Here is a 21,374-nt window from a genome sequence, read left to right on the forward strand (position 1 = left end):
CGGGCAGAGCTGATCGACGGCTGCCTCACCGAGACCGGATTACTCATGGGCGCCGGATGATCTACCGGCCCGCCACTGCGAGTTCAACCTCAGTAGTCGATGAACACCACCGCGGAGTTGTCGAACGTGAACAGCTGCTCCTTCGACCGTCCCCGGGATGCTGCGGCAGCGGCCTGGGGTGCAACCGTCGAGGCGGTGGCAGCGGCGGCGGTCGCCTGCGGCAGCAATCACGCCACGACGACTGATCTGCTTGGCCATGAGAGGTTCTCCTTGCTCAGGATCCAGCGCCGCGACCCTCGTGGGCGCAGTGCTCTTGCGGCATCCACTTGAAATGGATCGGTGACGTGTCATGTCTAGCTCGATAGATGATTCGTCAACCGCTTGGCGACCTCCCAGTCGTCGGCGGACTCGGTCGGTGAGCCGTGTGGGGCTGTTCGGCCGGTGTGGATCAACGCTGGCGGTCCGGCCGTAATTACTGGTCTGACATGGCGTTTTGTCGCGCTCACTGGCCGCCATGGGTGGCGCCACCCTGTCGGACTCGTGGACTCTCCGTCGTTATGCGATGCGCCCCAAGGAAGTTGATGCATCACTCAGGTGAGCGGGGCTGTGCGAGGTCAACGGCGGCTCCGTCGGCGGAAACGGTGGGGACGGCTGCTCGGCCGGCGCTTCGGTCTCAGCCGCATGCTGAGGGAAAAACACACAGCGGCAGGGGATCGCACACACGCGCTCCACGTCGCCCCAGTCCACGCCGGGGTAAGTGCGCGACCCTGCCCCCATCCCGACGGATCGGGGGCCTGCCCGGCGAACGCATCGCCGGACGTCCCCTCACCGTCGTCATCCACCCCGCTGGTCTTCCCACGCAACACCTCCACGATCAAGGTATTGCGACGACCAATTGAATCCACCCTCGCTTCCGCGATCGCTATGGAAGATCACACCGCGGACATCCCCGCCGCGGGCCGCGGCGGCCATGTGCAGGGCGGCGACGACCAGGGCGGCGTCGTGGCGAGCCCCATCGCACAGCCGAGCAGGCGGCGGGAGAACAGGTCGATGCCTGTGACCAGATAGAGCTTGCCCTCGCCGGTGTCGGTCTCCGTCATGTCCCCGCACCACACGAGGTCGGGTGCCTCCGCGGTGATGTCACGGCGACGAAGCCCGGGCTCGCCGACCGTTTGCCGGGCCGGGTCAGTCCCCGGCGTCTTGGGACCTTGCTGCCCGCCGGGCCGAGCTCGGTCATGATCTTCGCCATGGTGTTCACCGGGATGCGCGGCAAACCGCTGCTACGCAAGGTCACGATCGACCCGGCACAGACGGCCGAGTGAGGTCGGTGGGGGCTTCATCGAAGTCGCGATCCTTGACCCCCGGTCGGCACTCCACGATGCTTTGTTGCGGCACATGAGGCGTGTGCCGTAATGAGCAACATTCTGGAACTGAGTACCAGCCGAGGAGTGGCCATGACGCACCAGGTCCGTGCTGTCGTTGCGCGGGGGAAGGGCGCCCCTGTCAGCCTGGAAACGATCATCGTGCCCGACCCGGGCCCGGGGGAGGCGCTGGTGAAGATCGAGGCCTGCGGGGTCTGTCACACCGATCTGCACTATCGCGAGGGCGGCATCAACGACGACTTCCCCTTCCTGCTGGGCCACGAGGCCGCGGGTGTCGTGGAGTCGGTGGGGGAAGGGGTTACCGACGTCGCCCCCGGTGACTTCGTCATCCTCAACTGGCGTGCGGTGTGCGGGCAGTGCCGGGCCTGTCTGCGCGGACGGCCGTGGTACTGCTTCAGCACCCACAACGCGAAGCAGAAGATGACCCTGGTCGACGGCACGGAGCTGTCGCCTGCGCTGGGCATCGGTGCGTTCGCGGAGAAGACGCTGGTGGCGGCGGGGCAGTGCACGAAGGTGGACCGGGCCGCGTCGGCGGCCGCCGCCGGTCTGCTGGGGTGTGGGGTGATGGCGGGTATCGGCGCGGCCATCAACACCGGCCAGGTCGGACGCGGTGACAGCGTGGCGGTCATCGGCTGCGGCGGCGTCGGGGCCGCGGCGGTCGTCGGGTCGAACCTGGCGGGCGCGGCGAAGATCATCGCGGTGGACATCGATGACGCCAAGCTGGACACCGCCAAGAAGCTGGGTGCCACCCACACCGTCAACTCCAAGGACGCCGACCCGGTCGAGACGATCCGCGACCTGACCGGCGGCTTCGGCGCCGACGTGGTCATAGAGGCGGTGGGCCGCCCGGAGACGTACCAGCAGGCGTTCTACGCCCGCGACCTGGCCGGCACGGTCGTCCTCGTCGGCGTACCGACCCCGGAGATGAAGCTCGAACTGCCGCTGCTGGACGTCTTCGGCCGGGGCGGCGCGCTGAAGTCCTCCTGGTACGGCGACTGCCTGCCGAGCCGGGACTTCCCGATGCTCATCGACCTCTATCTGCAGGGCCGTCTGGATCTGGACGCCTTCGTCACGGAGACCATCGCGCTGGACGAGGTCGAGAAGGCCTTCGAACGGATGCACCGTGGCGACGTGCTGCGCTCGGTGGTGGTCCTGTGACGGCCGGCGCCCGCATCGAACATCTCGTCACTTCGGGGACGTTCTCGCTGGACGGCGGCACCTGGGACGTCGACAACAACGTGTGGATCGTCGGCGACGGCAATGAGGCGGTCGTCATCGACGCCGCACATGACGCCGAGGCGATCGCCGAAGCCCTCGGTGGGCGCACCCTGCGCGCCATCGTGTGCACCCACGCCCACAACGACCACATCGACGCCGCGCCCGAACTGGCGGCCCGCACCGGTGCCCCGATCCTGCTCCACGGCGACGACCTGCCGCTGTGGAAGCAGACCCACCCCGACCGAATGCCCGACGGCGACCTGGCTGACGGCCAGGTCCTCTCGGTGGCCGGTATCGAGCTGACCGTGCTGCACACCCCAGGCCATGCCCCCGGTGCGGTGTGCCTGTACGCACCGGCCCTCACGGCCCTCTTCAGCGGTGACACGCTCTTCGCGGGTGGCCCTGGGGCGACGGGAAGGTCGTACAGCGACTTCCCGACCATCGTCGATTCCATCCGGGGGCGGCTGCTGACCCTGCCGGGCGACACCGTCGTACACACCGGCCACGGGGAGACGACCACCATCGCCGCCGAGGCACCGCACCTTCAGGAGTGGATCGACCGCGGGTTCTGACCGCCGCCCGTCGAACAGCGCACGCCCGCTCTCGGCCATACCGGCCGACGAGGCGGGCGTGCGTGCGACTGCCCAGCCCGGCAAAGGATCCGACGGCTGGGCAGCCCCCTTTGACCAGGTCGAAGAGGCTGATTCCGGCGTTGCCCTCCCTCCCGCCTTCGTTTCTTATCGCACTTTCAGTTGTGTGATGAGCAACTCAGATCGACGGCTCAACCGGCCCTCTGAACGCCTTGACAAGGGTTCTGGGCCGACCTCAGACTGACGTTGCGCTTACCGCAATCCGTTTCGCTATACGCACCGAGGTGGTCATGATGATTCCCGCGTGCCCTCTGGCGGATCTCCCGCGAGGAGAGGCCTTCCGGCTCGAGACCGACCCGCCGGTCACGGTGTTCCACACCGAGGACGGCGAGCTCTTCGCCATCGACGACACGTGCACCCACCAGGACGCCTCGCTCGCCGACGGCTGGGTGGAGGACTGCTGGGTGGAGTGCCCCCTGCACGCCTCGAAGTTCAACCTGAAGACCGGTGAGGTCGACGCCCCGCCGGCCAAGCTCCCCGTCCGGACCCATGAGGTCGTCGTCCAGGACGGCATGGTCTACGTGCGGCTGTCCATGGCCGCCCCCAACCTGCCGCACTGCGTCGCGCGCAAGCTCGCCGGGGCTCTCACGTGAGGACGGTGGCCGTGGTCGGCGCCTCGCTGGCCGGTCTGTCGGCGGCGCGCTCACTGCGGAAACAGGGCTACGACGGGCGGCTGGTCGTCATCGGAGACGAGCTCCACCGCCCGTACGACAGGCCCCCGCTGTCCAAGGAGTTCCTGGCCGGCACCGTCGGCGAAGCGGAGCTCGCGCTGGAGGCGGACGGCGAGGACCTGCAGGCGGAGTGGCTGCTCGGCGTCCGCGCCACCGGACTCGGTCACGCGGACCGTGCCATCCGGCTCGCCGACGGCCGGGAGGTCCGCGCCGACGGCCTCGTCATCGCGACCGGCGCCGCCGCGCGCACCCTGCCCGGCGCCGAAGGTCTGGCCGGAGTGCACGTCCTGCGCACTCTGGACGACGCCCGCACCCTGCGGGACGAACTGGCCCACGGCGGACGGCTGGTGGTGATCGGCGGTGGATTCATCGGCGCCGAGGTCGCCTCCACCGCATACGCCCTCGGGCTCGACGTGACGGTGGTCGAGGCGGCCCCGACGCCGCTCGCCGGACCGCTCGGCGAGACCATGGGCGGCATCGTCTCCGCTCTCCACGCGGACCACGGCGTACGGCTGTTGTGCGGCGTGGGGGTCAAGGGGCTGAGCGGGGAGAGGCGTGTGGACGCCGTCCTGCTCGAGGACGGTCGCGGCATCCCGGCCGACATCGTCGTCGTCGGTGTGGGGGCCCGCCCGTGCGTCGAGTGGCTGGAGGGATCCGGCGTCGAGCTCGACAACGGCGTCAAGTGCGGCGCCGACGGCCGCACCAGCCTGGCAGGGGTGGTCGCGGTCGGCGACTGCGCCAGCTGGTACGACCCTCGCGCGGGCGCGCACCGCCGCGTCGAACACTGGACCGGCGCGCGCGAGCGCCCCGACGCCGCCGTCGCCACGCTGCTGGCGGGGGGCGCCGTGGAACCGGGCGTGCCCCGTCCGCCGTACTTCTGGTCGGACCAGTACGGCGTGAAGATCCAGTTCGCCGGCCATGCGGCCGGCGCCGACAGCGTGACGGTCGAGGAAGGCGCCGCGGACGACCGTAACGTCCTGGCCGTCTACCGGCGCGCCGGTCAGCCGGTCGCCGTGCTCGGAATGAACCAGCCGCGGCTGTTCATGCGCTGGCGCAAGCAGCTGGCCGCCACGACGTCTTGACACCGCTCATCCGGAATTCCATGCTGCGGTTGCACATGGCACGCACTGTTGCTCCATATACAACGCTGTCCGGAGTCGATCTTCCCGGCGCGTGAATGACCCCTCCATGACGTTTCCCGAGGAGTGCACCGTGACCTCGACCAGCCTGCCGGACAGCCTGATCGCCACCCTCCCCGGCTCCTACTACACCGATCCCGAGATCTTCGCCCAGGAGCAGGAGCACATATTCGAGACCATGTGGTTCTGCGCCGCACGCTCGTCCGACCTGGCGAAGCCCGGCGCATTCCGGACCGTCGACGTGGGCCGCGAGAGCATCCTGATCACCCGCGCCCGCGACAACTCCGTCCGCGCCTACTTCAACGTCTGCCGGCACCGCGGCGCCAGGATCTGCACGGAGGAGAGCGGCGAGGTCAAGCGGGCCTTCCAATGCCCGTACCACGCCTGGACGTACGACCTGAACGGCAAACTCGTCGCGGCGCCCAATCTCACCAAGATGCCCGACGTCGGCCGTACCGAATACGGCCTGGTGCCTGTGGCCACCCGCGAATGGCTCGGCTACGTCTGGGTCTGCCTGGCGGAGAACCCGCGCTCCTTCGAGGAGGACGTCATCGGCGATGTCGTCAGCCGCCTCGGCGACGTCGAGGCGATCGAGCACTACGACATCGCGGCCCTCTCGCTCGGCAAGCGGATCGTCTACGACGTCAAGGCCAACTGGAAGCTCATCATCGAGAACTTCATGGAGTGCTACCACTGCGCCACCATCCACCCCGAACTCACCGAGGTGCTCCCCGAGTTCGCCGACGGTTTCGCCGCCCAGTACTACGTCGGTCACGGCGCCGAGTTCGGTGAGGAGGTCCAGGGTTTCACCGTCGACGGCTCCGAGGGTCTGGACCGCATTCCGGGGGTCGCCGAGGACCAGGACCGCCGTTACTACGCGATCACCGTCAAGCCGCAGGTCTTCATCAACCTCGTCCCCGACCACGTGATCTTCCACCGCATGTACCCGGTGGCCGTCGACCGCACGATCGTCGAGTGCGACTGGCTCTACCTCCCGCACGTCGTCGACAGCGGCAAGGACGTCAGCCGGTCCGTGGAGCTCTTCGACCGGGTCAACCGGCAGGACTTCGAGGCATGCGAGCGCACACAGCCCGGAATGAACTCCCGCATGTATGTCAAGGGGGGCGTACTGGTGCCCAGCGAGCACCACATCGGTGCCTTCCACGACTGGGTGCATGAGTGCCTGGGTACACAGCAGCCGTCGCTCAGCCCGGGTAACCAATCCGGTGGCTGATTTCCTCCGCGCCCTTGAGCAGCACCGGAGAGAGTTCGTGCAGGCGCTCCTCGGTGAGCCTGTACGAGGGCCCGGAGGCGCTCACTGCCGCGACGACGTCTCCGTTCCGATCGCGGACCGGAGCGGCCATGGCGTGCAGGCCGACCTCCAACTCCTCCAGGCTCCAGGCGTAGCCACGCTCCCGGGCCTCGGCGAGGTTCTTCTCGAGTTTCGTCTTCGCGGAGAAGGTGCGCGGGGTGACCTTCGTCAGGCCGGTCTCGGCCAGCAGCGTGGCGCGTTCCTTGGCGGGCAGGTGGGCCAGCAGGATCTTGCCGCTCGAGGTGGCGTGCAACGGGGTCAGCTGGCCGACCCAGTTCTGCGCCGCGACGGCTCCCGGACCGCGCACCTGGTAGAGGTTGATCGCGTAGTGCTCCTGCAACACGGCGACGTTGACCGTCTCGCCGATCTCCTCGGCCAGGCGCTCGCAGACCGGGCGGCTCTGCTGTGTGATGTCGATGCGTCCCGTGACGGCACCGGCCAGGCGTACGATGCCGAAGCCGAGGCGGTACTTGCCGCGCTCGCCCGCCTGCTCCACCAGACCGCGCGCCTCCAGCGCGCCGAGCAGGCGGAACGCGGTGGACTTGTGAACATCGATCTCTGCCGCCACCTCGCTGACGCCCGCCTCCCCGCGGTGGGCCAGGATCTCCAGGACGCTGATGGCGCGGTCGACCGACTGCACTCCGCCGGTGTGTGGATTCGATGTCTCGCTGTCCAGATTGTAGTTGCTCATAGCGAAACTATACCCAAAGTAAACAACACTACTGCAAGTAACGGCGTCCAATGTGACGTGCCGAGTTGCGTAACTCGCAACCTGGTGTGGGTGGAGATGTCGATACTCGCCGTGACGTTCAGTAGGAGGCGGAGCAGATGTCGGGTATCGCAGGGCTCCGGGCGCTGCTGCGCTGCGTCCGCTACGAGGTGCTGCCCGCGAAGGCGACCGAGGACAAGGTGCTCGCCCATGTTCCGCGCGATGTCGCGGTCACCGTTACGGCGTCGCCGGTGAAGGGCCTGGAACCGACCCTCGACCTCGTCACCCGGCTCGCGGCGCACGGCTACCGCGTTGTCCCGCATGTCCCCTCGCGGCTGCTGCGGGACGACGGGCAGTTGAAGGAGGTCGTCGACCGGCTCCGCGAGGCGGGCGTGGACGACATCTTCGTGCCGGCGGGCGACGCGGACCCGCCGGCCGGGGCCTTCGGCGGGGCGCTGCCGGTGCTGCGCAGGCTGAACGAGCTGGACAGGCCCTTCGCCCACGTCGGCGTCACCGGTTACCCCGAGAGTCATCCGCTCATCCACGACGACGTCACCATCCAGGCGATGTGGGACAAGCGCGAGCACGCCACGTACATCGTGAGCAACCTCTGCTTCGATTCACGTGTGCTGGGGCAGTGGATTGCCCGGATACGGCGCAGGGACGTCACCCTGCCCGTCCATGTGGGCGTCGCGGGGCCTGTGCAGCGGGCGAAGCTGCTGTCCATGGCGGCGAAGATCGGCGTGGGGGAGTCGACGCGCTTCCTGACGAAGCACGCCTCGTGGTTCCTGCGTTTCGCGGCACCCGGGGGGTACTCCCCCGAGAGGCTGCTGGCGCGCACCGAGGAGGCGCTCACCGTGCCTTCGGCCGGGGTGGCCGGCCTGCATCTGTTCACGTTCAACCAGATCGCCGAGACCGAACGGTGGCGCCGCGCGCTACTGGACCGGCTCGGTGGCTGAAGGCCGCTCCGCCGGCCCTGTATGAGGCGGGCGGGCCGTTTGGGGTCCAGCCCGCCCGCCGCCTCGATGCGGGGGCGGCGGATGTCCGGCTCGAGCGGCGCCGGAAGTCGGAGGTCGGAAGCCGGTCGAACGTGCCCGGTGGGCGGTGCGCGCCGGTGTGCACCGCCCACCGGGCACTGCCGTGTTCCGGCCTGTTTTCCGACGTCACGAACCCTCTTGACACCCACTTGCACGCCAGGCACATTGTGTTGCGCAACCTGAATCATGTTGCGTAGACAGCAACTGGATCGGCTGGACTGGCTTTCAAACCGGAGGTGCGGCGATGGCGGGACCCCGAGTGGTCATCATCGGAGCGGGCGTCGTTGGCGCGGCACTCGCGGACGAGATTTCCGCGCGAGGCTGGACCGAAGTGACCGTGGTCGACCAGGGCCCGCTGCCCGCCACCGGGGGCTCCAGCTCGCACGCCCCGGGCTTGGTCTTCCAGACGAACTCCTCCAAGACCATGACCGAAATGGCCCGTTACACCGTCGAGAAGTTCTGCTCCCTCGACGTCGACGGCAAGCCCTGCTTCCTGCAGGTCGGCGGCCTGGAAGTGGCGACCACCCCCGAGCGCCTCGCGGAACTGCACCGCCGTCACGGCTGGATCAGCGCCTGGGGCATCGAAGCGCGGCTGCTGACGCCCGAGGAGTGCGTCGAGCAGCACCCGCTGGTGAACCGGGACAGGGTCCTCGGTGGTCTGCTGATCCCGACGGACGGCCTCGCCAAGGCCGTCCTCGCCGTCGAGGCGCAGATCCGCCGGGCCACCGAGCGTGGCGTGCGCTTCCTCGCCCGCCACGAAGTCCTCGACGTGCAGCAGAGCGAGGGGCGCGTCACCGGTGTCCTCACCGACCAGGGCGAGATCCCCGCCGACATCGTCGTGTGCTGCGCCGGCATGTGGGGTCCGAAGATCGCCCGCATGGTCGGCATGAACCTCCCGCTCACCCCGCTCGCCCACCAACTCGCCTGGACCGGCCCGGTACCGGCCCTGGCGGGCCAGACCGAGGAGGCGGTGCGCCCGATCCTGCGCCATCAGGACGCCGACCTCTACTACCGCGACCGCTTCGACGGCATCGGCATCGGCTACTACGGCCACCGCCCGATGCCGATCTCCGCCGACGACATCCTCTCCGTGGACGAGGCCGAGGAGATGCCCTCAATCCTGAAGTTCACCGAGGACGACTTCGCCGACGCCTGGACCGAGACCCAGTCCCTGCTCCCCGTGACGAAGGAGGCCAAGGTCGAGGAGGGCATCAACGGCCTGTTCTCCTTCACCACCGACGGCCTGCCCCTCCTCGGGGAATCCCCGGACGTCAAGGGCTTCTGGGTCGCCGAGGCGGTCTGGGTCACCCACTCCGCGGGTGTGGGGCGGGCCGTGGCCGAATGGCTGGTCGACGGCTACTGCTCCTCCTTCGACCTGCACGAGTGCGACGTCAACCGCTTCGAGCCGCACCAGCTGACGCCGGAGTACGTCCTGGCCCGCGACTGCCAGAACTTCGTCGAGGTCTACGACATCCTGCACCCGCTGCAGCCGTCGGGGGACCCGCGCCCGATCCGCACCAGCCCGTTCTACGCCCGCCAGCAGGAGCGGGGCGCCTTGTTCCTGGAGGCGAACGGCTGGGAGCGCCCGCAGTGGTACGAGGCCAACGCCTCCCTCGTCGAGGGCCGCTCCATCCCGACCCCCAACGACTGGGCGGCGCAGTACTGGTCGCCCATCGTCGGCGCCGAGGCGCAGATCACCCGCGAGACCGTCGCGATGTACGACATGACGGCCCTCAAGCGGCTGGAGGTGAGCGGCCCCGGCGCCGCGGCCTTCCTGGAGCGGCTGGTCACCGGCAAGGTCGCCAAGTCCGTCGGTTCCGTGACGTACACCCTGCTCCTCGACCACGACGGCGGTATCCGAAGCGACATCACCGTCGCCCGGCTCGCCCGCGACCTCTTCCAGGTCGGTGCCAACGGCAACCTGGACCTCGACTGGTTCACCCGCCACCTCCCCGCCGACGGCTCGATCCAGGTACGCGACATCACCCCGGGCACCTGCTGTATCGGTCTGTGGGGACCGCTGGCCCGCGAGGTCCTGCAGCCCCTGACCGACGAGGACTTCTCGAACGACGGCCTGAAGTACTTCCGCGCCAAGCGCGCTCACATCGGCAGCGTCCCGGTGACAGCGATGCGACTGTCGTACGTCGGCGAACTCGGCTGGGAGCTGTACACCACCGCCGACCAGGGCCTGAAGCTGTGGGACACCCTGTGGCGGGCGGCCGAGCCGCTGGGCGGCATCATCGCGGGCCGCGGCGCCTTCAACAGCCTCCGTCTGGAGAAGGGCTACCGCTCCTTCGGCACCGACATGACCTACGAGCACGATCCCTACGAGGCCGGTGTCGGCTTCGCCGTCAAGCTCGACAAGGACGACTTCATCGGCAAGGCCGCGCTGGAACGCCGCAAGACCGACGTACGGCGCAGGCTGACCTGCCTCACCATCGACGACCCGCGGGCGGTCGTCATGGGCAAGGAGCCGGTGTACGACGGCGACTGCGCGGTCGGCTACGTCACCAGCGCCGCCTACGGCTACACGATCGGCAAGGGCATCGCCTACGCCTGGCTCCCCGCCGAGCTCGCCACCCCCGGCACCACCGTGCACATCGGCTACTTCGACCAGCACGTCGAGGCGGTCGTCGCCGAGGAACCCCTGTTCGACCCGACCATGTCCCGCCTCCGTGGCTGACCGTGGGGAAGAGGTACCGCCAGTGACCGCACGACTCCTCGACGGCAAGGCGACCGCCGCCGACATCCGCCGCGAACTCGCCGAGCGCGTGGCCAAGTTGACCGCCACCGTCGGCCGCCCGCCCGGGCTCGGCACCGTCCTGGTCGGTGACGATCCCGGCAGCCACGCCTACGTCGCCGGCAAGCACCGCGACTGCGCGCAGGTGGGCATCGCCTCCCTCCGCCGGCAACTGCCCGCCGACGCCACCCAGCAGCAGGTCGAGGACGTCATCGACGAACTCAACGCCGACCCGGCCTGCACCGGTTACATCGTCCAGCTCCCGCTCCCGCGTCACCTCGACGCCAACGCCGTGCTGGAACGCATGGACCCGGCCAAGGACGCCGACGGACTGCACCCCGTCAACCTCGGCCGGCTCGTCCTCGGCGTCGAGGCCCCGCTGCCGTGCACCCCACGCGGCATCGTCGAACTGCTCCGCCGGTACGAGGTCCCGATCGCCGGGGCGCGAGTGTGCGTGATCGGCCGGGGCATCACCGTCGGCCGCCCCATCGGACTGCTGCTCACCCGGCGCTCCGAGAACGCCACCGTCACCCTGTGCCACACCGGTACCAAGGGCCTGGCCTGGCACGTACGCGAGGCGGACATCGTCATCGCGGCCGCCGGCTCGCCCGGGCTGATCACCAAGGACATGCTCCGCCCCGGCGCGGCGGTCCTGGACGTCGGCATCACCCGTACCGACCACGGGCTGGTGGGCGACATACACCCGGACGCCGCCGAGGTCGCCGGCCGGCTCGCTCCCATGCCCGGAGGCGTGGGCCCCATGACCCGAGCCATGCTGCTCGCCAACGTCGTCGAGGCTGCCGAGAGGAACGCGAACACCGTATGAACGCGCTGTACGGAGAGGTCCGATGAGCCCCCGCACCCCTGGCGCCGAGCTCCCCGAGCACCCCGACTGGCTGTGGCGCACGCCGGAGCCGAAGCGGTCGTACGACGTCGTCATCGTGGGCGGCGGCGGACACGGCCTCGCCACCGCTCACTACCTGGCGAAGAACCACGGCATCACCAACGTCGCCGTACTGGAGAAGGGCTGGCTCGCGGGCGGCAACATGGCTCGCAACACCACCATCATCCGCTCCAACTACCTGTGGGACGAGAGCGCCGGCATCTACGAGCACGCCCTCAAGCTGTGGGAGGGACTGGCGGACGACCTCGACTACCCGATCCTGTTCTCCCAGCGCGGCGTGCTGAACCTCGCCCACAGCCTCCAGGACGTCCGCGACAGCGTGCGCCGCGTCGAGGCGAACCGGCTCAACGGCGTCGACGCCGAATGGCTCGACGCCGAACAGGTCAAAGAGCTCTGCCCGATCGTCAACATCTCACCGGACGTGCGCTACCCGGTCCTGGGCGCCACGTACCAGCCGCGCGCCGGCATCGCCAAGCACGACCACGTCGCCTGGGGCCTGGCTCGCTCCGCCGACGCCGCCGGCATCGACATCGTCCAGAACTGCGAGGTCACCGGCCTGGATGTAGTCGGTGGCCGGGTGGTGGGAGTCCAGACCACGCTGGGCCCGATCGCGGCGGGCAAGGTCGCGCTGTGCTCGGCCGGCCACACCTCGGTACTGGCCGCCATGGCCGGGATCGAACTGCCCCTGCAGAGCCACCCGTTGCAGGCGCTGGTCTCCGAACTGCTGGAGCCGGTGCACCCGACGGTCGTCATGTCCAACGCGGTCCATGTGTACGTCAGCCAGGCACACAAGGGCGAACTGGTCATGGGCGCGGGCATCGACGCGTACAACTCCTACACCCAGCGCGGCGCCTTCCACATCATCGAAGAGCAGATGTCCGCGGCCGTGGAGCTCTTCCCGGTCTTCGCCCGCGCCCACGTGCTGCGCACCTGGGGCGGCATCGTCGACGTCAGCCCCGACGCCTCACCGATCGTAGGACTCACCCCGGTGGACAACCTCTACCTCAACTGCGGCTGGGGCACGGGCGGGTTCAAGGCCACACCGGGCGTCGGCTGGGTCTACGCCCACACCATCGCCCACGACACCCCCCACCCTCTCAACGCCCCCTTCTCGCTCGACCGTTTCACCACCGGCGCGCTCGTCGACGAGCACGGCGCCGCCGCGGTGGCCCACTAGGGAGCCGAACCATGCTGCTGATCCCCTGCCCGTGGTGCGGGCCCCGCGACGAGGCCGAGTTCCACTACGGCGGCCAGGCCCACGTGCCGTATCCGGAGAACCCGGTGGCCCTCACCGACGAGGAGTGGGCCCGGTACCTGTTCTTCCGCGACAACTCCAAGGGCCCCTTCGCCGAGCGCTGGAGTCACGCGGCGGGCTGCCGCCGCTGGTTCAACGCGGTGCGGGACACGTCGACGAACGAGATCCTGGCGGTGTACCGGGCGGGGGAGGAGCGTCCGGCAACCGTTGAGCCGCGTCCGGTCACTCCTCAGCCGCGTCCAGCACAACCAGCCCGTCTGGGGGTACCCCCTCTGGGGGAGTTTGAGGACGAGGCCCCTTCAGGGCCGAACGGGGGTCTGGGGGCGGAGCCGCCAGCGGGGGTCCAGGGGGCAGTCCCCTTGGTTTCGGGAAGGAGCGGGGTAGGGGAGGAAACCCAGCCGTTCCGCCACCCCACCCGCGGCCGAATCCACCGCGACGACCCTCTCACCTTCACTTTCGACGGCACCGAGTACCAAGGCTTCCGCGGCGACACCCTCGCCTCCGCCCTCCTCGCCAACGGCGTCATCCAGGCCGGCACCAGCATCAAGCTCGGCCGCCCACGCGGCATCTTCTCGGCCGGCGTGGAGGAGCCCAACGCCGTCGTCCAGATCGAAGCTCCCTTCCCGGAGCCGATGCTCCCCGCGACAACGGTCGAGCTCTACGACGGCTTGGTCGCGAACAGTCTCCCCGGCCAGGGCCGCCTCGCCACCGAGCCGGACCCGGCCCGCTACGACGCCGTACACGCGCACTGCGACCTGCTGGTCGTCGGCGCCGGACCGGCCGGCCTCGCGGCCGCAGCGGCGGCGGCGAAAAGCGGCGCACGCGTCATCCTCGCCGACGACCAGTCGGAGCCGGGCGGCAGCCTCCTGGGCACGGGCGAACACCTCGACTGGGTGGCGGAGGTCGTCGGCCGACTCGACGCCGAACCCGAGGTGCGCGTGCTGCGCCGTACCACCGTCTTCGGCTACTACGACGACAACCACCTCCTCGCCGTGGAGCGCCGTACCAACCACCTCGGCGCCGAGGCCCCCGAGAACGTCTCCCGCGAACGCGTCTGGCGCATCCGGGCCCGTCGTGTCGTCCTCGCCACCGGCGCCCACGAGCGTTCGCTGGTCTTCGCCGACAACGACCGCCCCGGCGTGATGCTGGCCTCCTCGGCCCGTACCCACGTCAACCGCCACGGTGTCCTGCCCGGCCGCCACGGGGTCGTCTTCACCACCAACGACAGTGCCTACGCGGCAGCGCTGGATCTGGCCGATGCGGGCGTGGACATCACGGCGATCGTCGACACCCGCCCCGAACCGGGGGAGTGGGCGGAGCGCGCCCGGGCGGCCGGCATCGAGGTACTGGCCGGGCATGCCGTCACCGGCACGGAGGGCGAGGCGCGCCTCACCGCCGTGACCGTCGCCCCGTACGGAGAGCCCACAGGACAGCGGGAGTTCGCCGCCGACCTGCTGCTGGTCTCCGGCGGCTGGAACCCGGTGGCGCACCTGTTCAGCCAGGCGGGCGGCAAGCTGCGCCACGACGAGGCGCTGGGCTCCTTCGTTCCCGACACCTGCCGCCAGGCGGTCGAGGCCGTGGGCAGTGCGAGCGGCGTCCTCGACCCGGCCGCGGTCCTGGCACAGGGCGCGGCCGCCGGTGCCCGCGCCATCGAGGCCGAGGGCTACACCTCCGAGGCGCCCCGTCTCCCGGAGGTGGCCGCACAGCCGCAGCCGACGCCGCCCATGCACGTGTACGTCGTCCCCGGTGCCTCGGACGCCCCCCGTTTCGTCGACCTCCAACGGGACGTCACCGTCGACGACCTGACCCGTGCGACCGGTGCCGGTCTGCGCTCGGTCGAGCACACCAAGCGCTACACCACGGCCGGCACCGCCAACGACCAGGGCAAGACCTCCGGTGTTCTGGCCAGTGGCGTCGTCGCCGAACTCCTCGGGGTGGACATCTCGGCGCTCGGCACGACCACGTTCCGGCCGCCGTACACACCGGTCTCCTTCGCCGCGCTCGCGGGCCGCGACCGCGGCGCGCTGCACGACCCGATCCGGACGACCGCCCTGCACGAGTGGCATGTCGCGCACGGCGCCCTGTTCGAGAACGTCGGCCAGTGGAAGCGGCCCTGGTACTACCCGCAGGACGGCGAGGACATGGAAGCCGCCGTGCTGCGCGAGTGCCGGGCGGCCCGCGAGAGCGTGGCCTTCATGGACGCCTCCACCCTCGGCAAGATCGACGTCCAGGGCCCGGACGCCGCCGTCTTCCTCGACCGGCTCTACACCAACATGATGAGCACCCTGAAGGTCGGCATGATCCGCTACGGCGTCATGTGCCGCCCGGACGGCATGGTCTTCGACGACGGGACCGTCATCCGCCTCGCCCAGGACCGCTTCCTGGTCACCACGACCACGGGTAACGCGGCCGCCGTCCTGGACTGGATGGAGGAGTGGCTGCAGACCGAGTGGCCCGAACTGCGCGTCCGCTGCACCTCGGTCACCGAGCAGTGGGCGACCGTCGCCCTGGTCGGCCCCCGCTCCCGCGAGGTCCTCGGCTCGCTCGCGCCCCAACTGGCCGTCGCCAACGAGGACTTCCCGTTCATGGCATGGCGGGAGACGACGGTCGCGGGCATCGAGGCGCGGGTCTGCCGGATCAGCTTCTCCGGCGAACTGGCCTACGAGATCAACGTGTCACCGTGGAACGCCCTCGCCCTGTGGGAGGCGCTGTACGAGGCCGGCGCCCTGTACGGCATCACCCCGTACGGCACGGAGACCATGCACGTCCTGCGCGCGGAGAAGGGCTACCCGATCATCGGGCAGGACACGGACGGCACCGTCACTCCGCAGGACCTCGGAATGAGCTGGGTGGTGTCGAAGAAGAAGCCCGACTTCATCGGCAAGCGCTCCTACGTCCGTGCCGACACCGTCCGCCCGGACCGCAAGCACCTGGTGGGCCTGCTCCCCGAGGACCCGGGGACCTTCCTCCCCGAGGGCACCCACCTGGTCGCCGACGGTGTGCTGTTCGCGCCGCCCGTCCCGATGCTCGGCCACGTCACCTCCAGCTACCGCAGCGCCGCCCTCGGCCGGACCTTCGCGCTCGCCCTGATCAAGGGCGGCCGCGACCGTATCGGCGAGCTGCTGTACGCCCCCGTGGGCGACCGGCTGGTTCCGGTGACCGTCGCAAGCCCCGTCCTCTACGACCCCGAGGGAGCCCGCCGCGATGGCTGACACCGCCCTGACCGCCCCGCTCCGCAGCCCTCTGTCGCACGTCGCCGACCGTCTGGCCGCCGCGACACGTACGTCCGAGGGCGCGATCCGGCTGGCCGAACTCCCCTTCCTGGCCCAGCTCAACGTGCGCCTCGACGCCAAGGGAGCAGTGGCTGACGCCGTCGGGCTCACGCTCGGCCTCCCGCTGCCCCTCGAACCGAACACCGTGGTACGCGCCGGGGAGTTGACCGCGTTGTGGCTGGGCCCGGACGAATGGTTGCTGGTGGGCCCACCCGGCAGCGGGCGGGATCTGGAGAGCCGGATCCGGGAGGCGGCGGGGGACGAGCCCGTCTCCGTCACCGACGTCTCCGCCCAGCGCACCACGCTCCTCGTCGCGGGCCCCCGCGCCCGCGACCTCCTGGCCCACGGCTGCTCGCTGGACCTGCACCCGCGCGCCTTCGGCGCCGGACGCTGCGCCCAGACGACACTGGGCCGCACGCAGATCGTTCTGGTCGCCCGGGACGAACCCAGGGCCGGATTCTGGGTACTGGTCCGTTCGTCCTTCGCCGGCTATCTGGCGGACTGGCTGCTGGACGCGGCGACGGAGTACATGTCAACTGCCCGTCGCTGATGCGACGGGCTTGCACAACGGGCATCACTGGCGGTGATGCTGCGTTTGCGTCCAGCCCCCGTGATGTCGGGCACCACCGCGCCGGGGGCCAGTCGCACGTCGACGACGTTGTAGGTGTTCGATCCTCCCCCGCTCTCGACGCCGCTCGAGTGGGCGGTGCCCCCCACCCACGCAGTACGCGATGCCCGCGAGCTCCTCGGCCCGGCCGAGGACGCCCTCACTCACCAGGAAACCGGCAGCCAACGCGAAGTCGTCTCCGGGCGTCCGCATGGTGATGGCCAGCGGTCTGCCGCCGAGCCGGATCTCCAGCGGTTCCTCGGCGACCAGCGTGTCCGGCCGGGCGCCGACAGCACCGTCCCGGATCCGCGGCACGCGCCGACGCTCGGTGACGCGTCCCATGTCGGGGCCCCGCTCAGCACTCGATGATGTTGACGGCGAGGCCGCCGCGGGCGGTCTCCTTGTATTTCACGGACATGTCGGCGCCGGTTTCCTTCATCGTCTTGATGACCTTGTCCAGGGACACCTTGTGGGAGCCGTCGCCGCGCATCGCCATGCGGGCGGCCGTGATGGCCTTGACGGCGGCCATGCCGTTGCGCTCGATGCACGGGATCTGGACGAGGCCGCCGACCGGGTCGCAGGTGAGGCCGAGGTTGTGTTCCATGCCGATCTCGGCGGCGTTCTCGACCTGTTCGGGGGAGCCGCCCAGGACCTCGGCGAGCGCGCCCGCTGCCATGGAGCAGGCGGAGCCGACCTCGCCCTGGCAGCCGACCTCGGCGCCGGAGATGGACGCGTTCTCCTTGAAGAGCAGGCCGATGGCCCCGGCGGCCAGCAGGAACCGTACGACTCCGTCCTCCTTCTCTCCTTCGGAGGCCGCACCCGGCACGAAGTTGATGTAGTAGTGCAGGACCGCCGGGATGATGCCGGCCGCGCCGTTGGTGGGGGCGGTGACCACTCGCCCGCCGGCGGCGTTTTCTTCGTTCACCGCCATCGCATACAGAGTCGTCCATTCCATGGCGTGTGTGGCCGGGTCGCCTGCGGCGCGCAGCGCCCGGGCGGTGACGGCGGCGCGGCGGCGGACCTTGAGGCCGCCCGGCAGGATGCCCTCGCGGGAAAGGCCGTGGGCCACGCAGCCCTGCATCACCCGCCAGATCTCCAGTAGCCCGGCGCGGATTTCGGCCTCGGTGCGCCAGGCCTGTTCGTTCTCCAGCATCAGCGCGGAGATGGACAGGCCGGTGTCGCGAGTGAAGCGGAGCAGGTCGTCGCCGGTGCGGAAGGGGTACTTCAGGACCGTGTCGTCGAGCTTGATGCGGTCCGAGCCGACCACGTCTTGATCAAGCACAGTCTCGTCGACGACGAAGCCGCCGCCGACGGAGTAGTACGTCTTTGCCAACAGCTCCGTCCCCGTGGCGTCGTGCGCCCGGAGCATCATGCCGTTCGCGTGGTACGGCAGCGCTTTGCGGCGGTGCAGCACCAGGTCGTCGTCGAAGTCGAAGGCGATCTCATGGGCATCGCCGATCTCGACGCCCAGCAGCCGCAGCCTTCGACTCGACTTGATCCGCTCGACATCGTGCTCGGCCTGGACGACGTCGACGGTGTGCGGCTCGTTGCCCTCCAGACCTAGCAGTACGGCCTTCGGGGTGCCGTGGCCGTGGCCGGTGGCGCCGAGGGAGCCGTACAGCTCGGCGCGGACCGTGGCGGTCTTCGCGAGTACGCCGTTCTCCTTCAGGCGGACGGCGAACATGCGTGCCGCGCGCATCGGGCCGACCGTGTGGGAGCTGGACGGGCCGATGCCGATCGAGAACAGGTCGAAGACCGAGATGGCCACGGGGACTCCTCAATGCGGGGGTGGTGGGGCGCCCGAGTGGGGCGCCCCACCAGGGACTTACTTGTTCAGGCCGGGGTACAGCGGGTGCTTGTCGGCCAGGGCCTTGACCCGGGCCTTCAGGGCTTCAGCGTCGTAGGACGGCTTCAGCGTCTCGGCGATCACGTCCGCCACCTCGGCGAAGTCCTCGGCCGTGAAGCCGCGGGTGGCCAGGGCGGGCGTGCCGATCCGCAGGCCCGAGGTCACCATCGGCGGGCGAGGGTCGTTCGGGACGGCGTTGCGGTTGACCGTGATGCCGACCTCGTGGAGGCGGTCCTCGGCCTGCCGGCCGTCCAGCTCGGATTCGCGCAGGTCGACCAGGAGCAGGTGCACGTCCGTGCCGCCGGACAGGACGTTCACGCCGGCCTCGCGGGCGTCGGCGGCCGTCAGGCGTTCGGCGAGGATCCGCGCGCCCTCGACCGTACGGCGCTGGCGCTCCTTGAAGTCCTCCGAGGCGGCGATCTTGAAGGAGACCGCCTTGGCCGCGATCACGTGCTCCAGAGGGCCGCCCTGGAAGCCCGGGAAGACGGACGAGTTCAGTTTCTTCGCGAAGTCCTTCCTGGCCAGGATGATGCCGCCGCGCGGGCCGCCCAGCGTCTTGTGGGTGGTGGAGGTGACGACATCCGCGTACTCGACGGGGTTCGGATGCAGGCCCGCCGCGACCAGGCCCGCGAAGTGCGCCATGTCGACCCACAGGTGGGCCTCGACCTCGTCGGCGATCCGGCGGAACTCGGCGAAGTCCAGCTGCCGCGGGTACGCCGACCAGCCGGCGATGATCACCTTCGGGCGGTGCTCCTTGGCGAGCCGCTCCAGCTCGGCCATGTCGACCAGACCGGTGGCGGCGTCCACGTGGTAGGCGACCACGTTGAACTGCTTGCCGGAGAAGTTCAGCCGCATCCCGTGCGTCAGATGGCCGCCGTGGGCCAGGTCCAGGCCGAGGATGGTGTCGCCGGGCCGGGCCAGCGCGAAGAGCGCGGCCTGGTTGGCGGAGGCGCCGGAGTGCGGCTGGACGTTGGCGTACTCGGCGCCGAACAGCTCCTTGACCCGGTCGATCGCGATCTGCTCGGCGACGTCGACGTGCTCGCAGCCGCCGTAGTAGCGGCGGCCCGGGTAGCCCTCGGCGTACTTGTTGGTGAGGACCGAGCCCTGCGCCTCCATGACCGCGAGCGGCGCGAAGTTCTCGGAGGCGATCATCTCCAGGGTGGACTGCTGACGGTCGAGCTCGGCGTCGACCGCGGCGGCGACCTCCGGGTCGAGCTCGTGCAGGGACGTGTTCAGAACGGTCATCTGCGGCCTCCTGGCGATTGGGGCGCGGAGTGCGGCGTACGCCTCGGCGGGGGAGTTGTCGGGCGGTGATCTACGAGAGCGGGGTGAGTGTGCGGCGGAGTCGGTTGACGAGCCTCGGCTGGTTCATGGCGAGCACGGCGTGCCCCTGCGCCCCCCAGCGCCTCGTACTCGTCCGCGTCGCCGAGTGCCGGCTCCCCGACGCTGTCGTGCAGGACGACGTGATCGCCTGCGACGGAAGCCGGTGGGTGCGCATCGCCTCCTTCGCCGGCGGGCAGGTCGGGCTGCCGGTCCGCAGGTTGAAGAAGACGTGTGGAGGAGGGGGGCATTCGACGAAGCGGCTCTCCAGCCGGCCGTCGGCCGGGGACGCAGGGATGACGGGGTCCTCAGCGGAAGACCACGGTGTGGTGGCCGTTGGGCAGGATGCGGCTCTCGCTGTGCCACTGCACGGCTCGTGCCAGTACCCGGGCCTCGACGTCCCGGCCCATGGTGACCAGTTCGTCGGGGTCGTGGGAGTGGTCCACGCGGACGACGTCCTGCTCGATGATGGGCCCTTCGTCCAGGTCGGGAGTGACGTAGTGGGCCGTGGCCCCGACCAGCTTGACTCCTCGTTGGTGGGCCTGGAGGTAGGGGCGGGCTCCCTTGAAGCTGGGGAGGAAGGAGTGGTGGATGTTGATGGCCCGGCCGTCGAGCCGTTTGCACAGGTCGTCCGAGAGGATCTGCATATAGCGGGCGAGGACCACGAGGTCGATCTCGAACCGCTCCATCAGCTCCAGCAGTTCCGCCTCCGCCTCCGCCTTGGACTGCGGCGTGACGGGGATGTGGTGGAAGGGGATGCCGTGGCTCCGTGCGAGCGGCTCGAAGTCCCGGTGGTTGGAGACGATCACCGGAACCTCGATGTTGAGGGCGCCGGTGCTCTTGCGGAACAGCAGGTCGTTCAGGCAGTGGCCGTACTTGGAGACCATGATCAGAGTGCGTGTGGGGGCGGCCGCGTCGCGCAGCCGCCAGTCGATCCGGTACGCCGCGGCCACCGGGGCGAAATCGGCGCTCAGGCGCTCCAGCGACGTCTCCGGGTCGGATACGTCGAAGTGGACGCGCATGAAGAAACGGCCCTGCAGGCGGTCGTCGAACTGCTGGCTTTCCAGGATGTTCCCGGAGCGGCCGACGAGGAAGCCGCTGACGGCGTGGACCAGGCCGGCCTGGTCGGGACAGGAGAGGGTGAGGACGAACTCGCGGCCGGGGCGGGGGCGAGGTGGCATGGCATCCTCCAGCGTGGTGCGCAATGAGCAACAAGGCGAGCGATACGCAACATGGTCCAAGGGGGAGGGGGTCCGGTCAAGGGTGTTGTCTTGACAGAAAGCCGCCGGGCGGGCTTCCTTGGGTGTTTCGT

At 69.8% G+C, this 21,374-nt stretch carries 17 protein-coding genes and 1 pseudogene; 11 read left to right on the plus strand and 7 right to left on the minus strand.

The features are described 5' to 3' along the window. Positions 1–89: 89 nt before the first annotated feature. Both ACWD3C_RS24975 and ACWD3C_RS24980 read right to left on the minus strand, forming a co-directional pair. The gene (locus ACWD3C_RS24975) at positions 90–227 is read right to left on the minus strand and encodes a hypothetical protein (protein ID WP_451147489.1); all 138 of its coding nucleotides are present in this window, start codon (positions 225–227) and stop codon (positions 90–92) included. A 705-nt stretch (positions 228–932) separates the two neighbouring features. Continuing rightward, positions 933–1,100 (minus strand): hypothetical protein, encoded by a 168-nt coding sequence (locus ACWD3C_RS24980; protein ID WP_451147491.1) that lies wholly within the window; start codon positions 1,098–1,100, stop codon positions 933–935. Between the two features lie 354 nt (positions 1,101–1,454). Between ACWD3C_RS24980 and ACWD3C_RS24985 the strand changes: the two genes are divergently transcribed. The 5 genes from ACWD3C_RS24985 (at position 1,455) to ACWD3C_RS25005 (ending at position 6,294) form a co-directional block, all read left to right on the plus strand. After that, positions 1,455–2,540, plus strand: a complete 1,086-nt coding sequence (locus ACWD3C_RS24985) for an S-(hydroxymethyl)mycothiol dehydrogenase (RefSeq protein WP_451147493.1) — start codon at positions 1,455–1,457, stop codon at positions 2,538–2,540. After that, on the plus strand, positions 2,537–3,172 hold the full coding sequence (locus ACWD3C_RS24990; protein WP_451147495.1) for an MBL fold metallo-hydrolase: 636 nt from the start codon (positions 2,537–2,539) through the stop codon (positions 3,170–3,172). The genes ACWD3C_RS24985 and ACWD3C_RS24990 overlap by 4 nt, the downstream gene beginning before the upstream one ends. 308 nt (positions 3,173–3,480) lie before the next feature. Further along, positions 3,481–3,843, plus strand: coding sequence for a bifunctional 3-phenylpropionate/cinnamic acid dioxygenase ferredoxin subunit (locus tag ACWD3C_RS24995; RefSeq protein ID WP_451147497.1), 363 nt, complete (start codon positions 3,481–3,483; stop codon positions 3,841–3,843). Next, entirely contained in the window at positions 3,840–5,003 is a 1,164-nt protein-coding gene (locus tag ACWD3C_RS25000) for an NAD(P)/FAD-dependent oxidoreductase (protein ID WP_451147499.1), read from the plus strand. The genes ACWD3C_RS24995 and ACWD3C_RS25000 overlap by 4 nt, the downstream gene beginning before the upstream one ends. Positions 5,004–5,133: 130 nt before the next feature. After that, on the plus strand, positions 5,134–6,294 hold the full coding sequence (locus ACWD3C_RS25005; protein WP_451147501.1) for an aromatic ring-hydroxylating oxygenase subunit alpha: 1,161 nt from the start codon (positions 5,134–5,136) through the stop codon (positions 6,292–6,294). Here the strand turns inward: ACWD3C_RS25005 and ACWD3C_RS25010 are convergent. Next, the gene (locus tag ACWD3C_RS25010) at positions 6,266–7,063 is read right to left on the minus strand and encodes an IclR family transcriptional regulator (RefSeq protein WP_451147503.1); all 798 of its coding nucleotides are present in this window, start codon (positions 7,061–7,063) and stop codon (positions 6,266–6,268) included. The genes ACWD3C_RS25005 and ACWD3C_RS25010 overlap by 29 nt on opposite strands. A gap of 137 nt (positions 7,064–7,200) precedes the next feature. Between ACWD3C_RS25010 and ACWD3C_RS25015 the strand changes: the two genes are divergently transcribed. From ACWD3C_RS25015 to ACWD3C_RS25040, 6 genes are all read left to right on the plus strand, one after another. Beyond that, positions 7,201–8,040 (plus strand): 5,10-methylenetetrahydrofolate reductase, encoded by an 840-nt coding sequence (locus tag ACWD3C_RS25015; RefSeq protein ID WP_451147505.1) that lies wholly within the window; start codon positions 7,201–7,203, stop codon positions 8,038–8,040. A gap of 322 nt (positions 8,041–8,362) precedes the next feature. Beyond that, on the plus strand, positions 8,363–10,801 hold the full coding sequence (locus ACWD3C_RS25020; protein WP_451147507.1) for a GcvT family protein: 2,439 nt from the start codon (positions 8,363–8,365) through the stop codon (positions 10,799–10,801). Between the two features lie 22 nt (positions 10,802–10,823). Next, positions 10,824–11,684, plus strand: coding sequence for a bifunctional methylenetetrahydrofolate dehydrogenase/methenyltetrahydrofolate cyclohydrolase (locus ACWD3C_RS25025; protein WP_451147509.1), 861 nt, complete (start codon positions 10,824–10,826; stop codon positions 11,682–11,684). 22 nt (positions 11,685–11,706) lie between these two features. Then, positions 11,707–12,939: a sarcosine oxidase subunit beta family protein gene (locus tag ACWD3C_RS25030; RefSeq protein ID WP_451147511.1), complete on the plus strand. Its 1,233-nt coding sequence runs from the start codon at positions 11,707–11,709 to the stop codon at positions 12,937–12,939. A gap of 11 nt (positions 12,940–12,950) precedes the next feature. After that, positions 12,951–16,229 carry a sarcosine oxidase subunit alpha family protein gene (locus ACWD3C_RS25035; RefSeq protein ID WP_451147512.1) on the plus strand — a complete coding sequence of 1,093 codons (3,279 nt, stop codon included), beginning with the start codon at positions 12,951–12,953 and terminating at the stop codon, positions 16,227–16,229. Then, positions 16,222–16,839, plus strand: coding sequence for a sarcosine oxidase subunit gamma (locus ACWD3C_RS25040; protein WP_451147513.1), 618 nt, complete (start codon positions 16,222–16,224; stop codon positions 16,837–16,839). Before ACWD3C_RS25035 ends, ACWD3C_RS25040 begins: the two co-directional genes overlap by 8 nt. Before the next feature lie 2 nt (positions 16,840–16,841). Here ACWD3C_RS25040 and ACWD3C_RS25045 read toward each other — a convergent pair. The 4 genes and pseudogenes from ACWD3C_RS25045 to purU all read right to left on the minus strand — a co-directional run. After that, positions 16,842–17,238, minus strand: a pseudogene (locus ACWD3C_RS25045) (formate dehydrogenase accessory sulfurtransferase FdhD); the annotation flags it as partial. Positions 17,239–17,251: 13 nt separating this feature from the next. Further along, positions 17,252–18,664 carry an L-serine ammonia-lyase gene (locus tag ACWD3C_RS25050; protein ID WP_451147515.1) on the minus strand — a complete coding sequence of 471 codons (1,413 nt, stop codon included), beginning with the start codon at positions 18,662–18,664 and terminating at the stop codon, positions 17,252–17,254. Positions 18,665–18,721: 57 nt separating this feature from the next. Then, a complete protein-coding gene (locus ACWD3C_RS25055; protein WP_451147517.1) occupies positions 18,722–19,987 on the minus strand; it encodes a serine hydroxymethyltransferase in 1,266 nt (421 codons plus the stop codon). 383 nt (positions 19,988–20,370) lie between these two features. Next, entirely contained in the window at positions 20,371–21,243 is an 873-nt protein-coding gene (purU, locus tag ACWD3C_RS25060) for a formyltetrahydrofolate deformylase (protein WP_451147519.1), read from the minus strand. Positions 21,244–21,374: the final 131 nt, after the last annotated feature.

The sequence above is a fragment of the Streptomyces sp. NPDC002845 genome (assembly GCF_053591955.1).